The sequence below is a fragment of the Chthoniobacterales bacterium genome (genome assembly GCA_039930045.1).
Classification (GTDB): domain Bacteria; phylum Verrucomicrobiota; class Verrucomicrobiia; order Chthoniobacterales; family DASVRZ01; genus DASVRZ01.
This window is the reverse complement of sequence record JBDSQB010000010.1, coordinates 234,549-256,936: the sequence shown is the minus strand read 5'-3', so window position 1 is coordinate 256,936 and position 22,388 is coordinate 234,549. Positions and strand designations below refer to the sequence as shown.

The window sequence follows — 22,388 nt, the reverse complement described above, 5'->3', positions numbered from 1 at the left end:
GGGGTTAGCTCATTAGATCGCGGATCTCGTCCAGACTGAGTGCACCGAAAGTCGGCTCTTCGCTCTCAACGGTGGCGTCGATGATGTCACGTTTGCGCTGCTGGAGGGAGAGGATTTTTTCCTCCACCGTGTTGCGGGCGATGAGTTTGTAGGATGTGACGACGCGGGTTTGTCCTATGCGATGGGCGCGGTCGGTGGCCTGGGCTTCCACGGCCGGATTCCACCACGGATCGAAATGGATGACGGTGTCGGCGGCGGAGAGATTGAGGCCGACGCCACCGGCTTTGAGGCTAATGAGGAAGAGCGGCAACGTGTCGCTATTCTGGAATTTATCGACCTCGCCTGCGCGATCTCGAGTGGAGCCGTCGAGATAGGCAAACGGGATTTCCGCCGCCGTCATGCGGTCGGCGATCAGCTTGAGCATGGTGACAAATTGCGAGAAAACCAGCACGCGATGACCGCCGTCGATGGCTTCCTGGACGAGTTCGTCGAGCATCTCGAGTTTGGATGACGCGTCCTCTGGTTTTTCCAATCCAAGCAGCCGCAAATCGCAACACGCCTGCCGCAGTCGCAGCAAAGCCGTCAACGCGGCCATGCGACTCTTACCCACATTCTTCTCATTGCTGGCTTCCTCAATTTTCCGGCGGCCCTGCTCCAAAAGCTCGCGATAAACCGATTTCTGTGAATCGGAAAGATCGACCCAGGCGACCTGCTCGAGACGCTCTGGAAGGTCCTTGGCCACGTCCTTCTTGAGTCGGCGCAGCATGATCGGACGCAAACGATTCGCCAGCCGCCGCTGCACCTCTGGAGCACCGCCACGCTGGATGGGAGCTTCATAGCGATCTTTGAAATCGTCGCGTCGTCCGAGGTAACCGGGCAGGATGAAATTGGCCAGCGACCAGACATCGCGCACGGAATTTTCCACGGGAGTGCCAGTCAAGGCGAAGCGATGATCCGCTCGAATCTTCTGCGCAGCCAGTGCATTCTGCGTATCGGGGTTTTTGATGTGATTCGCCTCATCCAAAATTACCGATTTAAACGCTAGCTGTTCATAACGAGCAATATCCCGACGAAGCAACGCGTAACTCGTAATCACCAAGTCTGCATTGTTAATCTTGGCAAAGAGCGGCGCGCGCTGATTTCCTTCGATGACAAGTGTTCTCAGCGTCGGCGTAAATTTCTTCGCCTCCCGCTCCCAGTTAAAGACCAATGAGGAGGGACAAACTACCAAGGATCGACCTCCAGAAGACTGGAGAAAAGCCAGGGTTTGCAGAGTTTTTCCCAACCCCATTTCATCAGCCAGGATGCCGCCGAGATGATTCCCAGCCAGGAAATGCATCCACTGAACGCCTTCCGTCTGATAGGGCCGGAGAATGCCCTGCAACTCGACTGGGATCGACACGTCAACTTTCTGGAGCGTGGCAGGACTGCCGCTGAGTTGCTCGCCCAAAGTCGATTGGAGAAATCCGGCGTGCATCTTTCCAATGCGATACGAGCCTAGCTGGCGCTGTTGCGGCTCGCAGTCGCGGAGTACTTCTTGAAGCTCGCTAAGGGCTCCCACATCGAAAAGAACCACGCTGCCATTCGCGCGTTTCTCGTAGGTTTTCCCTGAATTGAGGAGCTTCTGTATTTCCGCTCCTGTGTAACTACTCCCAACTTGACTCGTCATCTCCACAGAAAGATCAAACCAGTTTTCGCCACTGCTTTGAATTTCCAGTTTCGGACGGACGACTTCCGCTCGTCCCAGAAGAGTTTTTAAGCGAGGTCCGAGTTGCACTTCGGCCTTCTTTTGGAGGTGTGGCAGTTGTGTGGATAAGAAGCGAAGAACCGCGTGTTCGCCGCGAAGATTCATCACACAATTTGCGTCCACCGCGCCGAATTCTGCTGCCTTCAAAGACTCAATGATAGATTGCTCGGCCGCGTGATGACGTTTCAAGCGTTTCCCATCCACGACCACATGCGATTCTGTTATAAATGAATGACTTCCGTATGAAATCACTTGGTTTCCATAGATGACTTTCAGAACCAGTTGCAGCTGATTGAAGCTGCCTTCCAAGGTCAATTCAAAGGCAGGAACAGCCGTTTTTTCGACCTCAGTTATGGATGACACTTCATTTACACCAAACAGATTTTGCAGAGTCGGCAGCTCGCGGGTTCTGAAGGTTTCAGCAGCCGCTGAAGGAATCTCCACCTGTTGGCGAAAAAGGATTTGATAAGCGGGCGGAAGCAGAGGTTCCATCGCCTGCCATGTCATCTCGGACAGAGACCATTGCACCCCTTCATCGAGTAACAGGTAATCGCTTTTTTGTGAGTCGAGTTTGAACGTTATTTCGTCATCAGAAGTTTCATTGACCATCAGCTCGCGGCGAATTGAATTCGGATTAACTATCATCTTTTCGCGACGGGCGACTGTCAGTCGATCAAAGCCTTTTCCCGCATTGAGGATGGAGCCGAATTGTCGCCGGTTGCAGAGCAACATGCCGGGTGGTTCCGTGCCGCAGAAGTCGTAGATCGCCCGGAGAATGGCCCAATCGCGTTTGGAGCAGGTCCATGGCTCTGCAAAACCCAAGGCTCGAACCAAAGTCCTTTGATTTCCCCTCGCCGCTTCGACTCCGATGGTGATCTCGTTTTTGTCCAAGCCAGCTCGGAAATTCGGCCCCAGAACCAAATGCAACTCGATCCAGCGCGGGTCGGTAAAAGAGCCTTCAATAAATGGGAAAGGACGCGTTTCAACTTTTTCGACCGGCTGGATAGGTGTCGGAGCCGCCGGAGCGGGACGGATCGTGGCGAGTCCGACCGCGATGGAGTGCGCGCAAATCTGCCCAAAATCCCGCGACGGACGACAGGAGCAGAGGTTTTCGATATTAGTGGCGGTGGTGACTTTGAGCCCGGCGCGATACTCGGTGTTTCCCTCTTTCACCAAGCCCTTGAGAATGGGCGGCGCGTAGTGCGCGCTGATGACGCGATTCGTTTCCAGCAGCGCCTTGGCCATTTTCATGACCTGCCAGCCAGCGGCGTCATTGAGAATGCGTTCAGTGAGGGCGATCATGGGGTTTCCAGCTTAAGTCAGGCGGAAAGAAATGAAAGCGCATGCACATTTCCACTTCAATTTGAGCCGTCGCTCGTTACAGTCCGTGTGATGGTGAATTCCCCTACTCTCCCCACGCATTCCGAGGAAACCAATCTCGCTCACGTCGATCAATATCTCATGATCGGCATCGAATCCGGTGCATCCGACGTTCATTTGGGCGTCAACAGCCAGCCGACCTGGAGGCGATTTGGAAACCTGGAACCGATCTGGCTGCAAGCGCCGCGCCTGTCCGCCGCCGACACCGAGCGGCTGGCCATGGGATTTCTCACGGAGGCGCAAAAAGTGCAGCTCACGGAACGCGGCGACGTGGATTTTGCCTACAAAAACGAGCATGGCCGTTTTCGCACGAGCGTCGTGAGGCACCGGCTCGGACTCGATCTGGTTTTCCGAATTATCTACTCCCGCGTGCGTTCGATGGACGAAATCGGGCTCCCGGAAAATCTGAAACTCCTCACCCAGTATCATAATGGGCTCGTTCTCGTCACCGGTTCGGTCGGCTCGGGAAAATCGACGACGCTGGCGGCGCTTGTCGATGAAATCAATGCCGCACGGCACGACCATATCATCACGCTGGAAGACCCGATCGAATACGTTTTTGGCTCGAAAGGCTGTCATGTGACTCAGCGCGAGGTGCACACGCACACGAAGTCGTTTGCAGCGGCGTTGCGCGGGGCGCTGCGCGAAGATCCGGACGTCATCATGGTCGGCGAAATGCGCGATTTGGAAACGATTTCCCTCGCGATTACGGCGTCGGAAACGGGCCACTTGGTGCTCGGAACGCTGCACACCGCCAACGCGGCCCGCACACTCGACCGTTTGCTCGATGTCTTTCCAAATGATCAGCGCGACCAAATTCGCACGATGGTGAGCGAGTCGTTGCGCGGCATTATTTCGCAGCAACTCGTGCCCAAAGCCGATGGCACCGGACGCGCCCTGGCCCTCGAGATTCTCGTCAACACGCCCGCCGTCGGCAACGTCATCCGCGAGTCGAAGACGTTCATGCTCCCCGGCATTATCCAGACCGGTAAAAAACTCGGCATGAAACTGATGGACGACTCGCTCATCGAACTCTGGGAGTCCGGCACCATCACGGGCGAGGAATTAATGGCTCGCGCCGAGGACAAGCAAAACGTCCGCCTCCACATGTCCCGTTTTAAGAAATAATTTCCCCCGACCCATGGCTTACATCGATCAGTTTTTTCAATATCTCATCACCGCTGGCGCGTCCGATTTGCATCTCGGCGAGGGGCAGCCGCCAAAAATTCGCCGGCATGGCGACGTCATGTCCATTCGCGAGGAAGTCCTCAGCCACGAGGAAATCGAGTTTATGCTCCACGAGATTTGCGGGCAAAAAGGCTGGGAGCTGTTTTTGGAGAGAGGCGACTTCGATTTCGCTTACGAGATGAATGAGGACGCGCGTTTTCGCTGCAATTTCCTCAAGCAAACCAATGGCTACGGAGCCGTTTTCCGCCTCATTCCCACGAAAATCGCGACGCTCGAGCAGCTCGGAATCCCGCAGGTGGTTAAGGAGTTTGGCAACATCCGCGGTGGCATCGTTCTCGTCACCGGCCCGACTGGCTCTGGCAAATCGACCACGCTGGCCGCGCTGATCGACTACATCAACACCAACTTTAACCGGCACATCATCACCATCGAGGAGCCGATCGAGTTCGTGCATGTGAACAAAAAAAGCATCATCACCCAGCGCGAAGTGCCCGAGCACGCGACGACGTTCCCGGCGGGGTTGAAGGCCGCCCTGCGCGAGGATGCGGATATCGTTCTCGTCGGCGAAATGCGCGATTTGGAGACGATTTCTCTCGCACTAACGGCGGCGGAAACAGGATTGCTCGTTTTCGGCACGCTCCATACCAACAACGCCCGCAAAACGGTGGACCGCCTAATCGACGTGTTTCCAGCGGATCAACAATCGCAGGTGCGCACGATGCTTTCGGCCTCGCTGCGAGGCGTCGTGGCGCAGCTTCTTTTGAAGAAAACCGCCGAAGCCGGTGGCGGTCGTGTCGCCGTCAACGAAATCCTCGTTTCCACCAGCGCCGTGTCGGCGATCATTCGTGAAGGTGCCACGCAAAAGCTTCAGGACGTGATCGTCGGCGGTAAGGGCCAGGGCATGCAATTCATGGACGACGCCATCTGGTTCCATCTCCAGCAAGGCAACGTCTCGCCGCATGAAGCCTACATGAAAGCAATCGACAAGAGCCGGTTCCGTCCATTTCTTCCACCGGAGGAACAGGATCTCGGCAATTCAGCGGGCACGGGACCCGAAGATAAAAAGAAAAAGTGAGCCGGGTCTGATTCCAATGGCTGGGCGGTTCGCTTAAAAATAAAACGGCCAAAGTTTGACTCGCCCCGGATTTATAGCATTCATGCAAGCCATGCAAATTCCGGGCCGACTGGCTCTCATCCTTGGGCTGGTCATTGGCTCGGAACTCAGTTCCCAAGCCGCCGAGATCGTGCTGAAAAATGGCGCGCACTACAGCAAAGTCATCATTCTGCGCCGCACGCCGACGACGCTGAAAATGCACACCTCGTTTGGCGAAATCACCCTCCAAGGCGTGCAGATCGCGACAGTCGATGGGCAGCCATTCGACAATCCGCCGCCGGCCGCCACGCCCGCGCCTGAGCTAGTCGAGACGACGCCTGAGCCGACCGCGACTCCTGAAGTCATTGAAAAACCGTCGGTGGTGGCCGAAGAAACTCCCGCGCCCGCACGCGTCGCGACTCCCATTTTATCCGCTCCTATCAAGACGCCTGCGCCGCATCCTGTTTACCAGCACAGCCACGAAATGGATTGGAAACTCGGCGGCATCTTCCTCGCGATCTTGCTTTATCTGACGCATCTCGTCTGGGTGCAGCACCAGATGAACCGCCGTTCCAAGCCCGCATGGCTCTGGAACTCAATTGTGTTTTTGCTGCCCGTGGTCGGCTTCCTGCTTTTTCTAGCCGTCAACGCCCTCGTCGGCAGGAACAAAAAAGCCTACGGCGGAAAGGAAGACATCGCTGCCGCCGCGAAAAAGCGTCCTCTGTTTTCCTTCAAAAATCGCAACGAACAACCCAAGGGCCAGGGCATCGGGCTGCGGTTTGTCGATGAAACCAGCCAGACCGTTTCGACCTTGGGCAAGAAAGAATCCGGTCTCGAAACCGCCCGCGAAATTTTGGAGGCGGCGGTCGTGCAGCGGGCGAGTGACATTCATATCGAGCCCCAGGAGGAACTCTGCCGCGTGCGTTTCCGGGTGGACGGTCAGTTGGCCGAACATCGCGTCCTCGGTCCGACGGAAGGCATTCGATTGATCACGTCACTCAAGTCGCTCGCCGGGATTGACGTTGCTGAGAAACGCAAGGCGCAGGACGGGCGTTTCCATGTGAAGACCGACATTCGCGAGGTGGATTTTCGCGTAGCCACGGCCAATTCGATTCATGGCGAGAAAATCGTCATCCGCATCCTCGATCGCAAAGGAGGCCTGCTCAGCCTCGATCAAGTCGGCATGTCCGCCGATCTGGAAAGCGTCTTCGACCGCACCATCCGTTCACGCGCGGGGATGATCATTGTCACCGGCCCGACGGGTTCTGGAAAAACCTCCACGCTTTACGCGGCGTTGAGCCGGCTAGATCGCGAAAAACTCAACATCATGACCATTGAGGACCCGGTCGAGTACGAGCTTCCTGGAGCCACGCAAATCCCGGTCGCTCCGAAGGCGGGAACGACTTACGAGTCGGGCCTGCGCTCGATTTTGCGGCAGGACCCGGACGTGATTCTCGTCGGCGAAATGCGCGATGCCGAGGCCGCGACGGTGGCGATTCGCGCCGCGCTAACCGGCCATTTGGTTTTCACCTCGCTGCACACGCGCGACTCCATCGCGACTTTGATTCGACTCGAGGAAATGGGCATGGAGCGTTCCCAGATGGCGTCGGCTTTGATCATGCTCGTGGCCCAGCGCTTGGTCCGCGTGCTTTGCCCCGAATGCCGCAACCCCGTGACCAGCACGGGAGAGGAACTCATCGACATCGGCATCGAATGGGAACCGGGCGCGACTATTTACGAGTCAGCCGGCTGCCCCGATTGCGAGGGAACCGGCTTCCGCGGACGCACGGGAATTTTCGAGGTGCTAGTCTTGAATGATGGTCTGCGCCAGGCCGTGCAGCAGGGCGCGAGTCAGGAAGATATCCTGACGATGGCGCGCCAAAATGGGTTCCGGCCTTATCGCGAGGATGGCGCAACGAAGGTGCTCCTCGGCATCACCACGATTTCTGAAGTGAAGGAAGCGACATGATTGAACTCGGTATCAGCATCGTGGCCTTGGTGGCTATCGTTTACGGTGGAATGCACGGAGCGAAGGAAGGACTATTCTGGGCTTTCGCACGATTGTGCCTCGGGTTGCTCGGCTTCATCGCGGCGATTCGGTTTTGGTATTTGGGAACCGACTTCCTCGCCGCTCAAATCTCCGTGAGTCCAGAGCAAGTCGCCTTCGCCGCATTCTGGGGAATTTTTGTCTTGGTCGTCATGCCGCCACTCATCGGGATCAAGACGCTCAACAACGACTTCATTCCCGCCTATCCCATTCCATTAGAGCGATTTGCTGGGTTTCTCTTTGGAGCTGGCAACGCCGTCGTTCTAGCTTCGGCCATGCTCTTGAGCCTGACCTTGAACATTCCGAGCGTTCTCTCCAGCTACGATGAAACGAAGCTTCTGCTGCCGATTCATCGGCTCCCCACCCTCATCTATCGCTCCGTGGAAACCCGTCTGACGCATGTCACAGCGGATTCTCCGTCGCATACTTTGCTGCCTGTCGGCCAGCGATCCACTCCGCAGAGTGCATTGGAAGTCCGCTGGAAGTAAGTTAAAACAAAACGAGGGCGTCCCTTGCGAGACACCCTGCGTTTTATGAAAAGCTCCGAAGAGCGGAGAGCTTAGGCGGCGACCGGAGCGGCGGCAGACTTGACGCGCTCTTTCTTGATGATGCTGCGAACGGTGTCGCTCGGCTGGGCGCCAACGGAGAGCCAGTATTCTGCACGGGCGAGGTCGAGAGTAACGTTGTCACCGGCTTTTTTGGTGTCGTAAGTGCCGATCAACTCAATGAATTTGCCATCACGCGGGCTGCGGGAATCGGCCACTGCAATGCGGTAGAAAGGATGGTTCAGGGAACCTTCACGACGTAAACGAATGGAAACTGCCATAACTGTATTTTCTTAACTTGGGATTTGCGGGTTTATCTAAAATTCTTGAATGGGTTCCCCGAAGGCATTTGGGGCATCCTGCCGGATTTTCCAGCAGCACCGCCCATCATTTTCTTCATGTTACCCATGTTCTTCATCATTTTCTGCATCTGACCAAATTGGGTGAGGAGCGTGTTCACCTCAGTGACTGTCACTCCACTCCCACGGGCGATTCGCTGACGTCGTCGGGCATTCAAAATGTCCGGCTTCGCCCGCTCTTGCAAAGTCATCGACAAAACGATGGCTTCGACCCGCTTCATTTGTTTTTCGTCAACGGAAAAGCCTTTAAGGTTACCCATGCCGGGCAACATGCCAAGTAGATTTTCAAGCGGGCCCAGCTTTTTAATCATTTTGAAGGTACCAAGGAAATCATTCAGGTCGAAAGTCGCTGTGCGCAGCTTCTTTTCCATCCGCGCGGCTTCTTCCTGATCGATGGCTTCGGCGGCTTTTTCGACCAAACCCACGATGTCGCCCATGCCGAGAATGCGGCCCGCCAGACGATCCGGAACAAAGACCTCAAACTGGTCCAGTTTCTCACCGACGCCTGCGAATTTGATCGGCTGCTTGGTCACTTCCCGCATGGAAAGCGCCGCGCCTCCACGAGCATCGCCGTCGAGTTTGGTGAGCACGAGTCCAGTCAGACCGAGCGCCTCGTGAAAATGCGTGGCAACACTGACCGCTTGCTGGCCGGTCGCGGAATCCGCCACGAGTAGAACCTCACCCGGCTGGAGAAAATCGCGGACGCGCTTGAGTTCCTGCACTAGCGGCTCGTCGATTTCCTGGCGTCCGGCGGTGTCGTAAATCTCGACATTGGCGTTCTGCGCCTGGGCCCAAGCTGCGCCTTCGCGGGCGACTTTGATGACATCCGTTTCACCCGGCTGCGGACGAAACATTGGCACTCCGACCTGAGCGGCCAGCGTGGCGAGTTGCTCGATGGCCGCAGGACGATGCAAGTCGCAGGCGATGAGCACGGGATTTTTGCCCTGCTTCTTAAGTAGTTTCGCCAGCTTGGCCGAGGAAGTCGTCTTGCCCGCGCCGTTGAGGCCGACCATAAGAATGCGACCCGGCTTTTCCAGATTCAGCGGGGCCGCGTCGCCGCCAAGCAGAGTGGTTAGTTCATCCTGAAAAATTTTGACGATCTGTTGTCCCGGCGAGACGCTGCGGAGAACGTCCTGACCCAATGCTTTTTCTTTCACCCGGGCGATAAAATCCTTCGCCACTTGGAAATGCACGTCCGCCTCCAACAAGGCCAGTCGCACCTGGCGCATGGCGTCGTTGATGTTTGTCTCCGTGATCGCGCCCTGGCCGCGGAGGTCCTTAAAAACGTCCTGAAGTTTGTCAGCGAGTAAGGAAAACATGCGGGTGAATTATTTAGCGTATTTCGGGCGAACTACAACTGGTAGATGAAGCGAAACTCGTCACGGCTAGCCCACAACCGCCACCGCATTTTCCTCCGCCAATATCCGGCGGGCGCGGGCAAGGGCTTCATCAGTATCCGCGCAGAATTTTTGGGGGCCGAGACGGTCCATCAACCCGGATTCAAACATCACCTTCATCGGTTGCGGCTGCACGGCCGTCAGGAAAACTTTCACCCCGTCGCGGTGCAATTTTCCGATGGCTACTTCAAAAGCATGCAGGCCGCTTGCGTCCATTGCCGGGACGTTGCGCATTCGAAAAATCACGATTTTTGGCTCACCACCAGAAAGGCGCAAGGCCTGCTCCAGATTCTCTGCGGCTGCGAAAAAGAGCGGCCCCTCGATCCTAAAAAGAATGACTCCTTCAGGCACGTCTTTCCCACGAATCCCGTGGCTTCCCTCTCCCTCAGGTTCGCTTTCCTGAGTGACCAACCGGATATGCGACACCTCCTCCATCTGGCGCAGGAAGAGCATCACCGCCATGATTAGACCTGCCCCGACGCCGATGGTGAGATCGAAAATTACGGTTAAGCCGAAGGCCGCCAGCATGACCGCGAAATCACTTCTCGGGCCGCGCCAAAGCTCAATCACCGTATGCCATTCCACCATGCGAGCCGCGACCAGGAGCAGGATGGCGCTTAGTGCCGCCAGTGGAATGTAACCCGCCAAGGGTGCCGCCACGAGCGCCACCACCAGCAAGACCAGGCAATGGACTACTCCGGCGACAGGGCTTCGCGCCCCGCTGCGGATGTTGGCTGCCGTCCGGGCAATCGCCCCAGTGGCCGCGATGCCGCCCGCCATCGGACATAAAATATTGGCAATGCCCTGGGCAAAAAGCTCTTGATTCGGATCGTGCCGGGTATCCGCCATGCCGTCCGCCACGACGGCCGAAAGCAGCGATTCGATCGCACCCAATGCCGCAATCGTAAATGCAGGCACCATCAGGTCGCGCATGGCATCCAGCGTGATCGCAGGAAAATGAAAGCCCGGCAGTCCTGCGGGAATGCCACCAAATTTGCTCCCGATGGTGGCCACTGGCCAGTGGCCTAATTTGACCACTAGAGCTGTAACGATAACCGCCACAATGCTCGCCGGAATGCGTTTGGTGAGGCGCGGCCAGAAAATCAGGATGGCCAGTGCCAGTGCCCCGGTGGCCAGCGCATAGAAATTGATGCCGCCCAGATGAGACGCTAGGGCAGCGATCTGATGAGGCACGTGCTCTGGCATTTTCAGTCCGAGCCCGAGAAATTCATTGAGCTGCCCGAAGAAAATAATAACGGCGATTCCACTCGTAAACCCCGCAATCACAGGATACGGGAAAAATTTAAGCAGCCGACCCATCTTCAGCACCCCGAGAATGATCAACATTACTCCGGCCATTAGTGTGGCGAGGGCGAGACCGTTGTAACCGTGCGCGGCCACAATGGAGAAAAGCACGGGCACGAACGCTCCAGTCGGCCCGGCAATCTGAAAGCGCGAACCGCCGAATAATGCCACCGCCATCCCCGCGATGACACCTGTCCAGAGACCTTGTTGCGGCGTCACTCCCGACGCGATGGCAAATCCGATGGCCAGCGGCAGAGCTATAATTCCCACCGTGAGCCCGGCAGACAGATCCGCAAAAAAATCCGGCCTGCGATAATTTCGGAGACAATCGACGATTGCTGGACGAAACGCGATCAATGCCCCGACAGAATACGAAAATAGTGGCTCATCACCAGTAATTTCGTGGAATCAGGCTGAATTAGGCACCGACTTAAACGATCTCGACCACGCCGCTGCCGGAAACGATCTCGCCGATGCGTTTGCCCTTGGTCGCCTTTAGGACGGCGGGAGCGTCCTCGGGAGAAACGACGAGCGTCATACCGATGCCCATGTTGAAGACTTGATACATCTCCAGCGGATCGATTTTGCCGCGAGTTTGAATCAATTGGAAGAGCGCTGGCACGGTCCACGACTTGGAGTCGATTCGGGCGTTCAGCGTCTTCGGCAGCACGCGGGGAAGATTGTCGAGCAATCCGCCGCCAGTGATGTGCGCGGCGCCTTTCAGAACGCCGTCCGGCAGGGAAGCCATCAGCGGCTGATAGTTTTTGTGCACGCGCAAAAGTTCCTCGCCCAAGGTGAGTTTCGTGCCTTCGATGCGGTCGTCGAGCTTGTAGGCACCGCGCCCGGAGAGGAGCACTTTTCTGGCGAGCGAGTAGCCATTCGTATGCAACCCGTTGGAGGCGAGTCCGATAACAATGTCGCCCTTTTCGATGCGCGAACCGTCGAGCATTTTCTCACGATCCACGACGCCGACGATGCAGCCGGCGAGATCGTATTCGCCGGGTTGATACATCCCGGGCATCTGGGCCGTCTCGCCGCCGATCAGGGCGCAACCCGCTGCCTGACAGGCTTTTGTGAAGCCAGTGAGCATCTGATCAAAGGCCTTAGTATCGAGTTTCCCCGAGCCGATGTAGTCGAGAAAGAAAAGCGGTTTGGCTCCGATCACCGCGATGTCGTCCACGCAATGATTCACCAGATCCTGAGCCACGGTGTCATGGCGGCCAACCGCGAAGGCGATCTTCAATTTCGTGCCGACGCCATCGATGCTGGAGACGAGAACCGGTTCTTTCATCCCTCCGAAATCCGCCCGGAACAAACCGCCGAAGCCACCGATTTTTCCCAGAACATTGGGCCCGTGCGTTTTGCTGACCTTGGCATGAATGCCACTTTTGACTTGGTTGCCGAGGTCCACATCGACGCCGGCTTTGGCGTAGGCTTTTACTTTGGCGGTGGGTTTTCTAACACTCATGATTTGCTGGCAAAAAGCTCCTGCTGACCGACGCCGTTGGAGAGAAACCGCGACTGGCTGCGGCGTTTTTCCATGATGAATTTATCCAGCTCGGGATCGAACGGAATCGGATAGTTGCCGGTAAAACACGCCAGACAAAAATCATTTTCCGGCAGTCCGGTCGCCTTCACCATGCCGGCGACATCGAGATAGCCGATGCTGTCTGCACCAAGATATTCGCGGATCTCGTCCAAGGTTAGCTGATTGGCCAGCAACTTGCCCGGATCGGGAAAATCGATGCCGTAATGACAGGCAAATTTGTGCGGCGGACAACTGATTCTCATGTGGACTTCCTTCGCGCCCGCCTCGCGCAGATTGATCACGCGCGCCTTGGCCGTCGTGCCGCGAACGATGCTGTCATCGACGACGACGACGCGTTTTCCATCGACGGCCTCTTTGATGAGGTTGAGTTTCACCCGAACGTTAAAATCTCGGATCAACTGCGTCGGCTGGAGAAACGTCCGGCCAATGTAATGATTTCTCACAAACGCGTGCTCGAAAGGAATGTTCAACTCCTCGGAAAAACCCATCGCGGCATAGTTCCCCGAGTCGGGCACAGGCACCACGATGTCGGCCTCGCAGGGATGCAGCTTGGCGAGTTCGCGGCCCATGCGGGTGCGGACTTTGCTCACATTGACGTTGGAAATGATGCTGTCGGGCCGCGCAAAATAGACGTACTCGAACATGCAGAACGCCTTTTTTTCCACCTCGCGAAAGGGAAACTCCGAGCGCACGCCGTCTGCATTGATGATCACGACCTCACCTGGCTCAACCTCGCGAACGAATTCGGCATGAATCAAATCAAACGCGCAAGTCTCCGAGGAAAGAATGTAAGCGCCGTCCAGTTTTCCGAGCGACAACGGGCGGAAACCAAACGGATCGCGCACGCCGATGATCTCTTCCTCGCTCATGATCACTAGCGAAAATGCGCCTTCCAACCGCCGCAAAGCCGCCAGCGGACTCTCCCCGTTTTTGTTCGGCTGTGCGAGGAGATGAACGATGATTTCGCTATCGACCGTGGTCTGGAAAATGGAGCCGCGTGACTCGAGTTCCTCGCGCAGGGCAGCGGCGTTGATCAAGTTGCCGTTGTGCCCGATGGCGAGTTGGCCGCGCTGGCAGTTGATCGCCAGCGGCTGCGAATTGATCAATGTGCTGGAGCCCGTGGTCGAGTAGCGGACGTGCCCGATGGAGCGTGTGCCCTTGAGTTTCTCCAATTCGGGAGCGGAGAAAACCGTGGAAACCAGCCCCATGTCCTTGTGCATGATGAACGGCGCACCGGGCTCCGTGGCGGTGATAATTCCCGCGCTTTCCTGTCCGCGATGCTGGAGCGCGAACAATCCGTAATAGGTCAGAATCGCCGCGTTCGGGTGTCCATAGACGGCAAAGACGCCGCATTCGTGTTTGAAATCGTGGGTGCTCAAAGAATAATTTGTTAGAAAAGAACCTAACTCAGTTCGCCGTTATTGCATCACGCGACCGATGCTGTTTTTCCACGCGGCAGACAAATCGGCCACTGGCCATGCGTAGCTGGCTTGGGCGGTGATCTTCAATTCGCTACCGCCGACCACGCCGAGACGGGTGACTTGCGTTCCATTCTGCTCGAGGAAATCAAGGACGGCGGCGGCGTTCGCCTCGCTGCTGGTGAAGACGATGCGGGCCTGGCTCTCGTTGAACAGCGCGACCGCATCCGACTCATTCGACTGCAACTCGACTGTGGCCCCGAGACTGTTGGCGAAGCACGATTCGGCCAGCGCCACGGCCAGTCCGCCCTCGCTGCAATCGTGGGCGCTGCGGACGAGTTCCATATGAATGAGGCTGCGCAGCGCGTCGTGAATAGCGCGTTCCTTCCCAAAGTCCACTCGCGGCGGGAGGCCTTCCTTTTTGCCGTGGAGCACCTTCAAGAAATGCGAGCCGCCCATTTCGTAACCCGCGTCGCCGAGGAGAAAAATAACGTCGCCAGCCGATTGAAAGTGCTGCGTGGTGATGTGCTTTTCCGACGCGATCAGGCCGACCATGCCGACGGTCGGCGTCGGGTCGATGGCTCCGGCGGGACTTTGATTGTAAAGCGACACGTTGCCGCCCGTCACCGGGACATCGAAGGCGTTGCAGCCCTCGGCCAGACCTTCGACGCACTGCTGGAGTTGCCAGAAATTCTCCGGATTGTGCGGGTTGCCGAAATTGAGATTGTCCGTCACCGCGAGCGGAACCGCACCCGAGCAAGCCAGGTTGCGAGCGGCTTCGGCGATGGCGGCTTTGGCACCCTCACGCGGATCGAGCGCGCAATAGAGGCTGTTGCAGTCGCTCGTGGAGGCCACAAATTTATCCGCCTCGCGAATGTAGAAAACCGCCGCGTCGGAACCCGGACGCACCACGCAGCCGTTGCGAACCATGTGATCGTATTGCGTCCAGACCCATTCTTTCGACGCAATGCTCGGGTCCGCCAGCAACGTCGGCAGAGCGGAATGCAAGTCGGTTGGCGGCAAATCGCTGTTCTTGTAAGGAGCGGGAATCGGACGCGGCGACACTTCGCGAACGTAAATCGGGGCGTCGTCGGCCAGTTTCTTCGCGGGAATTTCCACCACGGTCGCGCCGTGATTCTTCACCCGCATCATGCCGTCGTCGCGGACGAATCCGACGTGCGCGTAGGGCAAATCCCATTTCTCGAAGATACGTTTCACCGCGTCTTCCTCGCCGAGTTTGACAATAATCAGCATCCGCTCCTGCGACTCGCTGAGAAGCGTTTCGTAGGGAGTCATCCCGGTTTCGCGCTTCGGCACGAGGGCCAGATCGATCTCGACTCCCGTGTCGCCACGGCTGGCGGTTTCGCAGGTGGAACAGGTCAACCCCGCCGCGCCCATGTCCTGGATGCCGGCCACGCAACCGCTGGCGAGCAATTCCAGACACGCCTCCAGCAGTAATTTCTCTTTGAATGGATCGCCCACCTGCACGGCGGGACGGTCTTCCTTGCTTTCCTCGGTGAGGTCGCGCGAGGCAAACGCAGCCCCGGCCAATCCATCGCGACCCGTCTCGGCTCCAACGTAGAAAACCGGGTTGCCGACTCCGCTGGCCGCGCCTCGGGCGATTTCCTCGTGACGGAGGACGCCGAGGCAAAAGACGTTCACCAGCGGGTTGCCGTTGTAGCTTTCGTCGAAATAAATCTCCCCGCCGATGGTCGGCACGCCGATGCAGTTGCCATAATGGGCGATACCAGAGACGACTCCCGCGAAAAGACGGCGGTTATGCGCGTCTGTCAGCGGCCCGAACCGCAGCGAGTTCAGCGAAAAGACCGGGCGCGCGCCCATCGTAAAGATGTCGCGAATGATCCCGCCCACGCCGGTGGCCGCGCCTTGGAAGGGCTCCACCGCGCTGGGGTGGTTGTGCGATTCCATCTTGAACGCCACCGCCCAGCCGTCGCCAATGTCGATGACGCCAGCGTTTTCCTCGCCCGCCTTCACCAGCACGCGCGGGCCGCTCGTGGGGAATTTCCGCAGCTCGGGTTTGGAGTTTTTGTAGGAACAGTGCTCGCTCCACATCACGGAGAAGACGCCGAGTTCAGTAAAATTGGGATCGCGCCCCAAGATGCCCTGGATGCGGGTGTATTCGTCGGGGGTGATGCCGTGTTTGGCGATGACTTCGGGTGTGATGGCGGTTTCCATTTAAGTGAGACTCGATTCTGCGTGGAAGGCCAGCATGGAGCGGAAAATGAGGAGTCCGTCGTCGCTGCCGAGGCGTTTTTCCGTGGCGCGATCGGGATGCGGCATGAGGCCGAAAACGTTGCGCGCCTCGTTGCAGATACCCGCGATGGCCTCCATGGAGCCGTTGGGATTGGCGTCGGAATAACGCAGCACGACTTGCTGGTTTTCGTTGAGGTCGGCCAGGGTTTTCGCGTCGGCGGTGTAGCGTCCCTCGCCATGCGCGACGGGGATTTTCAAAATGTCGCCCACACTGCACAAATTCGTGAACGGAGTGGCAGTCGATTCGACTTTGAGGAGCGCGTCGCGGCAGACGAAGTGGAGTTTTTCATTGCGAACCAGCGCACCGGGGAGCAGCCCGGCTTCGCACAAAATCTGGAAGCCGTTGCAGATGCCGATGACGAGTTTCCCCTCGGCAGCGGCTTCTTTGACGGCGGGCATGATGGGCGAAAACCGGGCGATGGCGCCGCAACGCAGGTAATCTCCATAGGAAAAACCACCCGGCAACACGATGGCATCGAAGCCGTCAAGGGAGGTGTCCTTATGCCAGACGTATTCGGCAGTCGCGCCGTCGATGGCAGCGATGGAGTTGTGGCAATCCTGATCGCAGTTCGACCCGGGAAAACGAATAACGGCAAATTTCATAGCAAAGCGAGTGTTTGTCTGGGGAGCGCACGCGTCCCGCGTGTTCCCTTTTGCGTCCCAAAGAAGGGCCGCCTCATTCCCCGATCTCCAGTCGGTAGTCTTCGATCACCGGATTGGAAAGCAAGTCGCGACAGATGGCGTGGAGTTGTTTTTCACCGGCGGCGTCCAGCGGTGAGTCGAGTTCGATTTCCATGGTTTTGCCGATGCGAATGCCGGTCACCGAGGTGAGGCCGAGGGAGTGAACTGCATTTTTCACAGCGACTCCCTGGGGATCGAGCACGGAGGCTTTGGGCATGACGACGACGGTGGCTTTCATAGGCGATGGATAACGATTTTGGGAACGCCTCTTTTCGCCGACCAGCCTCGACAGGACAAGAGTAAAGTTGTTTCTCAGCGCGAGATTCCCGCTCGGCATCGCTTTTTCACGGACCAAGCAAGCTGTCGGAGAGAGACAAGTAGGACGCCAGTGGAGATGAGGAGCGCCAAAGTGGAAGGCTCGGGAACGGCTACGGCATCGAAGGACTGACGAAACGCAACGGGCGCGAATCCATTGACTTCCGAGACGTTGGCAAAAAGCAGATTGATGCTGTAGCTGTCGGGCTGCGCCTGTGTTGTTACCGATAGCGCAAAACTGATGTCAAGATAGCCCGTAACGCCTGCTTCAATGTCGCCAAAGTCGAGCGTCTGGTCATTGAAATAAGCTCCGGCCAGAGCAAGGCTCGTGAAGCTTCTCGATTCTACAATGGAGCCCTCGACGGTGACGGTGAATTGGAGCGTGGAAAACCCATTGCCTGTGCTGAGCGGATCGAGCAGGCCGACTTTGAGGTGATCGAGAGAGGGTAATTGGGCGAGATCCAAGCTGAAGGAGGCGGAGGAGGTGGCCGTCTGCGACCCGCTGGGTGCGGAGGAATGGCCGCCTTGCAAGAGGACGAGCCCGAGCATGGTGCCGGAGCCGTTGACATCGAGATGGGAAGCGACGTTTGGATTGGAGGCAACGATTTGTTGGACGTTGGCTGCGGTGGGCAGGCCAATGGCGTAACTGGCGCTTTCCAGGCCGTTGCCGAGCGAACGCGAAGGATTCGCACTGCCGATGCCCGTGCGCGCCTCAACGGAGGCGTCTGTGCGCACGTAGATTTGAGCAGCCGCTGATACCGTTCTTACCAGACCGGCTGAAGATGAAGCGGCTGTCGCTCGCACGGTTCCGCCGGACACGCGGCTGTTGACGCGAGCGATAGCCGTTCCTGCCGTGCTTCCGGCCTGCCCATAGCCTCCGACTGCGGAAGCCACGGCGGTGCCTATCCTGCTGGTGCTTGCATCGGCAGTGGCACGCGCATTTCCTCCGGCCCCGCTTGTTGCTCCATTAAATCCCACGCCGCCGGTGCCGCCTCTGGCTAAAGCAGAGATTCTAAGGAATGCTCCTCCCGAGCTGGAGGCGGTGACGTTTGCCGTGGCAGCCGCTCCATTGCCGGCGTGCTTGCCCGCACCGTATCCCCTGCCCCCGCTGCCGCCGGTGGCTATGGCATCGAAGCCACCGATTGCCTGAGTAGTAGCGGTATTGGTGGATCCGTTTCCAGTGGAAGTTGCAGAGCCGCCATTACCGCCGCTACCAAAAGTTTTGGAGTTGGCACTGCCACCGTTGCCGCCCCGAGCGGAATCAACAAGGGTAATCGTTCCTCCCAGCCCGCTTGAGGTGATAGATGAAATGCTGTTGGCCGTGCCACCATTGCCACCATTGCCAAAAGGGTTACTGGTCGCGGTACTTGTGCTGACGGAGCCGCCAGAGCCGCCTTGGGCAGCGCCGTAAGCTTCAACGGCTTTGCCGTTTTCCGACGAGGTTGCAGTGAGGATATTGGCAGCTCGCCCTCCGCTTCCCGCTACTTCGCCTGAACCGAAGTTGAGAATGCCCCCGTTTCCGCCCTGAGCGGTGCTGTAGCCAATGATGCTGCCACTCCCAGAATTCGAAGCGTGCAGGGTGGAAACGCCACCTCCAGCTGTGCCTGCGGTCGCGGATCCGATGCCAGAGAAACTGCCTCCTCCTCCTCCGAGGACTGTCTGATGAAGGGAAAGGGTGCCGCTGGTGGAACCGCTAACGAAATCTTCTCCAGTCAGGCCAGCTCCATTGCCACCGCTGGCTCCGTTGTTTCCATAGCCGCCAGTGCCGCCGATTCGAATGCCATATAAATCGAGCGACGCGCCGTCGGAGCTATTTCCGTTCGTGGTCGCCACGCCAGCAGCGCCGTTACCACCTTTTTTCCCGTTGCCGGAGCCAGTGCCGCCATTGCCACCGGTCCCACGTGCGATAATGCCCTGGGTGCCAGCCGTGGAGGCAGACACGCTGTTCGCTTTGGCCGTGGACGTTCCAGTTCCACCGTTGCCGCCGCTGCCAGAAGCGCCGAAAATTACGCTGCCGCCTGTTCCTCCAATCGCGGAGTCGTTCAGGCGGAGAGCGCCGCCGACACCATTGGAAGAAAGGGTGGAATTGCTGGAAGCGCTGCCGCCCGCACCGGCATTGCCCGTGGTGTTGAGATTTCGCACTGAGCCTCCGACGCCTCCCACAGCAGAACCGTAAGCTTCAACAGCGACGTTGTTTGCATTGGAACTCGAGGTCAAAGTATTCACTGCCTTGCCTCCCGCCGAAGCGATTGTGCCGGCGCCGCCTTCGATGGAACCGCCGGTGCCGCCTTGGGCGCTTCCAAATCCAGCGATACTGCCACCACCAGGGTTGGCGGCGTGGAGAGTCGAACTCGCAGTTCCTGCGGTGCCTAGGGCTCCTAAAGTTTCTGCCGGAGAGACACCGCCGCCGAAGCCGCCGGTGGTACTTTGCCGCAACTGCAAAAAGCCCGATGTCGAGCCGGAGACCGTATTCGTAGCAGAAACAATCGCTCCATTTCCACCGTTCGCTCCACCACGGCCGAAACCACCTCCACCGCCCACCCGATTAGCAGAAACATTTAAAAAAGCTCCTTCCGTGCTGGTAGCTTCTGCGGTTGCAAAGGCGCTTGCGCCGTTCCCACCTCTTTTCCCCGCCCCAAATCCATCACCGCCATGGCCTCCCAAGGCAGTCGCCAGGATTCCGTCGCTAAATTCACCAGCCGCTGCAAACCCAGTGGTGGCCGTTGCTCTGGCATTCGCCAGTCCCCCGTTGCCGCCGCTGCCCACGGCACCAAGGCCCACATGACCACCGCTGCCGCCTATCGCCAAATCATCCACGCGCAGGCTGCCACTGCTGAAATAGGAAGTGGCTGAAGACGCGCTATTTGCATTGCCACCATTTCCACCGCTGGCGTTCGCCCCGCTGTTCTGCACGGCACCACCGTATCCGCCATAAGCCCTTCCATAGGCTTCCACCCGACCAAAATTCGTGCCCGAAACCGCTGTCACTCGATTAACTGCCCCTGCGCCATTTCCCGCCATCGCTCCTGTCCCACCGGTGATGTTCCCGCCCCCGCCGCCTGTGGCTGTACTCTCGCTGATCAGGCTTCCGCCACCGAGATTTGTGGCGTTGAGAGTGGAGTTAGCGGAACCTGCCAGACCAACATTTCCTATTGCCCCAGTCGCTGACACGCCTCCGCCCGCACCTCCAGTGGACCCCTGATGCAGACTTAGTAATCCAGAGGTGGACCCACTGACAATATTGCTGGCTGTGGCGGCAGCTCCATTTCCGCCATTAGCGCCGCCGAGCCCCAGTCCCCCGCTGCCGCCGACCTTGCTGGCAAGTACATCGAGGTTGGCTCCGCCGGAGCTGGTGGCTTCCGCAGTGGCGGATCCAAAGCCGCCGCTGCCGCCACTATTTCCTACACCGGAGGCTTGTCCGCCAACGCCGCCAACGCCAATGGCGTTGAGACCCGAAAAAGGAACGGTGGATGCAACACTACTGGCCGTAGCTTCCGAAGTCCCGTTGCCCCCGTTTCCTCCACTGCCGGTAGCACCGAGAATCACTCCGCCGCCAGAACCGCCGGTGGCAAAATCGTGAATCCGGATCTCCCCGCCTTCGCTCCCTGTGGAAGTGACGGAAGAATGGCTGGTGGCAGTCCCTCCCGCACCTCCCTTACCTGTGGTGCCGTTGTAATGAACATAACCGCCCCCGCCGCCGATGGCTTCTCCGTTGAGTTCCATCGTAATGCCGCTTTGGTTGGAATCTGCCGTGAGGGTGTTGCTGGCGTTGGCCCCCTTGCCTGCGGCAATTCCGGTGCCACTCAGGACGGAGCCGCCTGCACCGCCAGAGACTGTGGTGTTGGCGGTCAGGTTTCCACCCCCTGCATTGGCGGCATGGAGAACGGAAGTGGCGTTTCCGGCAACTCCCACCGTTCCACCGCCACCAGTGCTGCCGCCGTGTCCACCTGTGGTCAATTGAGTCAGGTTGAGCAGCCCCGCAGTGGAACCGCTAACGGTATCAGTGGCAGAAACGCCTGCCCCGGCACCGCCGTTGGCGCCGAAAAAGCCGGTTCCGCCGCCACCGCCCGTGGCATTGGAGAAAAGGGTGAAACTGGATCCAGTCATGCTGGAGGCGTGAGCAGTGGCCGCTGCGGCACCTCCATTTCCACCTTTGTTTCCGGCTCCCTGGCCCACTCCGCCCATGCCGCCATTCGCTGCCGCGTTGATGGAGTTGGTGAAGATCGCGTTGGTGGCAGAGCCTTCCGCTGAAGAGGAAGCGGCACCGCCGCTGCCCCCATTTCCGAAAATTCCACTGGCCTGAAGAATGCCGCCCCCGACGCCTCCATACGCAATGTCGTAGACCTGAATGGCACCGCCGGGCCCGCTCGCATTGGAAGTCGAATGGCTGCTGGCGGAACCGCCTGCTCCGGCATTTCCCGACCCTCCAATTACCGTCCCACCAAGTCCACCTTGGGCATTGGACGAGGAATAGACATTGGCACTGCTGCCAGAGGAAGACGCGTTTGCTGAGCCGGTCGAATCGGCGCCCTTTCCTGAATTACCCCCGTTGGCATCTCCTCCTGCACCTCCCCTGCTAGAGGAAAGAGCCGTTGCGGCAGCATACGCACCTTTGGTTTCGGAAATTGCGCTGGCCGCTCCGCCACTGCCGCCCGGCGAAGGGTTGGCAGTGCCATTTCCACCTTTACCGCCTGTGGCTGCGGCCGAATTGACCGAATCGCCGCTGATCGCGACAGCGGAAGCACCAGTGCCGTCACCCGGCGGATTACCATTGGCTCCGTTTGTGCCCGTCTGGGCATCGGAAGCAGCGCGGGCGTGCTGTAGAGTGGTGAGAGTGACGAGAAGGAGAAAGCGCAGAGCGCGGGTCGCTACAGGTGCCTTCCCGAATTTCTTAAAACGCGGTTGCTTCATAGTACAACAGGGGGTTCGGTTGTTCATGTGTATGAGATCCGTGCAAATACTGTCAAGCAACCAATCAAAATGTGGTTTCTGACAAGGGGAAGCACCGCTCGCCGTCATTGAAATCTCTTGAAGTCACTTATGGGTTGACGTTCCGTCGATTGGCTTTACGAGGCTCCAGCTTCGATCGA

The 22,388-nt window shown here is 58.1% G+C and carries 14 protein-coding genes; 4 read left to right on the top strand and 10 right to left on the bottom strand.

What is annotated here, in order from left to right; translation table 11 throughout:
- Window positions 1–4 precede the first annotated feature (4 nt).
- A complete protein-coding gene (locus ABIT76_09090) occupies window positions 5–3,049 on the bottom strand; it encodes an SNF2-related protein (protein MEO7933298.1) in 3,045 nt (1,014 codons plus the stop codon).
- A 90-nt stretch (window positions 3,050–3,139) separates the two neighbouring features.
- Here ABIT76_09090 and ABIT76_09085 point away from each other — a divergent pair, with 90 nt between their 5' ends.
- The 4 genes from ABIT76_09085 (at window position 3,140) to ABIT76_09070 (ending at window position 7,943) form a co-directional block, all read left to right on the top strand.
- Window positions 3,140–4,255, top strand: coding sequence for a PilT/PilU family type 4a pilus ATPase (locus ABIT76_09085; GenBank protein ID MEO7933297.1), 1,116 nt, complete (start codon window positions 3,140–3,142; stop codon window positions 4,253–4,255).
- 13 nt (window positions 4,256–4,268) lie between these two features.
- Entirely contained in the window at window positions 4,269–5,390 is a 1,122-nt protein-coding gene (locus ABIT76_09080; protein ID MEO7933296.1) for a PilT/PilU family type 4a pilus ATPase, read from the top strand.
- 91 nt (window positions 5,391–5,481) lie between these two features.
- Complete coding sequence (locus ABIT76_09075; GenBank protein ID MEO7933295.1) at window positions 5,482–7,377, top strand: ATPase, T2SS/T4P/T4SS family; 1,896 nt, start codon at window positions 5,482–5,484, stop codon at window positions 7,375–7,377.
- On the top strand, window positions 7,374–7,943 hold the full coding sequence (locus ABIT76_09070) for a CvpA family protein (GenBank protein MEO7933294.1): 570 nt from the start codon (window positions 7,374–7,376) through the stop codon (window positions 7,941–7,943). Before ABIT76_09075 ends, ABIT76_09070 begins: the two co-directional genes overlap by 4 nt.
- A 71-nt stretch (window positions 7,944–8,014) precedes the next feature.
- Here ABIT76_09070 and rpsP read toward each other — a convergent pair whose 3' ends face one another.
- From rpsP to ABIT76_09025, 9 genes are all read right to left on the bottom strand, one after another.
- Window positions 8,015–8,281: a 30S ribosomal protein S16 gene (gene rpsP, locus ABIT76_09065; GenBank protein MEO7933293.1), complete on the bottom strand. Its 267-nt coding sequence runs from the start codon at window positions 8,279–8,281 to the stop codon at window positions 8,015–8,017.
- Window positions 8,282–8,313: 32 nt separating this feature from the next.
- Window positions 8,314–9,678: a signal recognition particle protein gene (gene ffh, locus ABIT76_09060; protein ID MEO7933292.1), complete on the bottom strand. Its 1,365-nt coding sequence runs from the start codon at window positions 9,676–9,678 to the stop codon at window positions 8,314–8,316.
- Between the two features lie 66 nt (window positions 9,679–9,744).
- Window positions 9,745–11,418, bottom strand: a complete 1,674-nt coding sequence (gene sulP, locus ABIT76_09055; GenBank protein MEO7933291.1) for a sulfate permease — start codon at window positions 11,416–11,418, stop codon at window positions 9,745–9,747.
- 73 nt (window positions 11,419–11,491) lie between these two features.
- Window positions 11,492–12,529 (bottom strand): phosphoribosylformylglycinamidine cyclo-ligase, encoded by a 1,038-nt coding sequence (gene purM / locus ABIT76_09050; GenBank protein MEO7933290.1) that lies wholly within the window; start codon window positions 12,527–12,529, stop codon window positions 11,492–11,494.
- Entirely contained in the window at window positions 12,526–13,989 is a 1,464-nt protein-coding gene (purF, locus tag ABIT76_09045; GenBank protein ID MEO7933289.1) for an amidophosphoribosyltransferase, read from the bottom strand. Before purF ends, purM begins: the two co-directional genes overlap by 4 nt.
- Before the next feature lie 39 nt (window positions 13,990–14,028).
- A complete protein-coding gene (gene purL, locus ABIT76_09040) occupies window positions 14,029–16,224 on the bottom strand; it encodes a phosphoribosylformylglycinamidine synthase subunit PurL (protein ID MEO7933288.1) in 2,196 nt (731 codons plus the stop codon).
- Window positions 16,225–16,905, bottom strand: coding sequence for a phosphoribosylformylglycinamidine synthase subunit PurQ (gene purQ, locus ABIT76_09035; protein ID MEO7933287.1), 681 nt, complete (start codon window positions 16,903–16,905; stop codon window positions 16,225–16,227).
- Between the two features lie 73 nt (window positions 16,906–16,978).
- Window positions 16,979–17,221: a phosphoribosylformylglycinamidine synthase subunit PurS gene (purS, locus tag ABIT76_09030; protein MEO7933286.1), complete on the bottom strand. Its 243-nt coding sequence runs from the start codon at window positions 17,219–17,221 to the stop codon at window positions 16,979–16,981.
- A 74-nt stretch (window positions 17,222–17,295) separates the two neighbouring features.
- A complete protein-coding gene (locus ABIT76_09025; GenBank protein ID MEO7933285.1) occupies window positions 17,296–22,209 on the bottom strand; it encodes a hypothetical protein in 4,914 nt (1,637 codons plus the stop codon).
- Between the last annotated feature and the right edge of the window lie 179 nt (window positions 22,210–22,388).

Bases quoted from the DNA above. Each gene is read 5' to 3' on its own strand.
- ABIT76_09080 (MEO7933296.1), top strand. From the start codon at position 4,269: ATGGCTTACATCGATCAGTTTTTTCAATATCTCATCACCGCTGGCGCG.
- purM (MEO7933290.1), bottom strand. From the start codon at position 12,529: ATGAGTGTTAGAAAACCCACCGCCAAAGTAAAAGCCTACGCCAAAGCC.
- ABIT76_09070 (MEO7933294.1), top strand. From the start codon at position 7,374: ATGATTGAACTCGGTATCAGCATCGTGGCCTTGGTGGCTATCGTTTAC.
- ABIT76_09090 (MEO7933298.1), bottom strand. From the start codon at position 3,049: ATGATCGCCCTCACTGAACGCATTCTCAATGACGCCGCTGGCTGGCAG.
- purS (MEO7933286.1), bottom strand. From the start codon at position 17,221: ATGAAAGCCACCGTCGTCGTCATGCCCAAAGCCTCCGTGCTCGATCCC.
- ABIT76_09025 (MEO7933285.1), bottom strand. From the start codon at position 22,209: ATGAAGCAACCGCGTTTTAAGAAATTCGGGAAGGCACCTGTAGCGACC.
- ABIT76_09085 (MEO7933297.1), top strand. From the start codon at position 3,140: ATGGTGAATTCCCCTACTCTCCCCACGCATTCCGAGGAAACCAATCTC.
- rpsP (MEO7933293.1), bottom strand. From the start codon at position 8,281: ATGGCAGTTTCCATTCGTTTACGTCGTGAAGGTTCCCTGAACCATCCT.
- ffh (MEO7933292.1), bottom strand. From the start codon at position 9,678: ATGTTTTCCTTACTCGCTGACAAACTTCAGGACGTTTTTAAGGACCTC.
- purL (MEO7933288.1), bottom strand. From the start codon at position 16,224: ATGGAAACCGCCATCACACCCGAAGTCATCGCCAAACACGGCATCACC.
- purQ (MEO7933287.1), bottom strand. From the start codon at position 16,905: ATGAAATTTGCCGTTATTCGTTTTCCCGGGTCGAACTGCGATCAGGAT.
- ABIT76_09075 (MEO7933295.1), top strand. From the start codon at position 5,482: ATGCAAATTCCGGGCCGACTGGCTCTCATCCTTGGGCTGGTCATTGGC.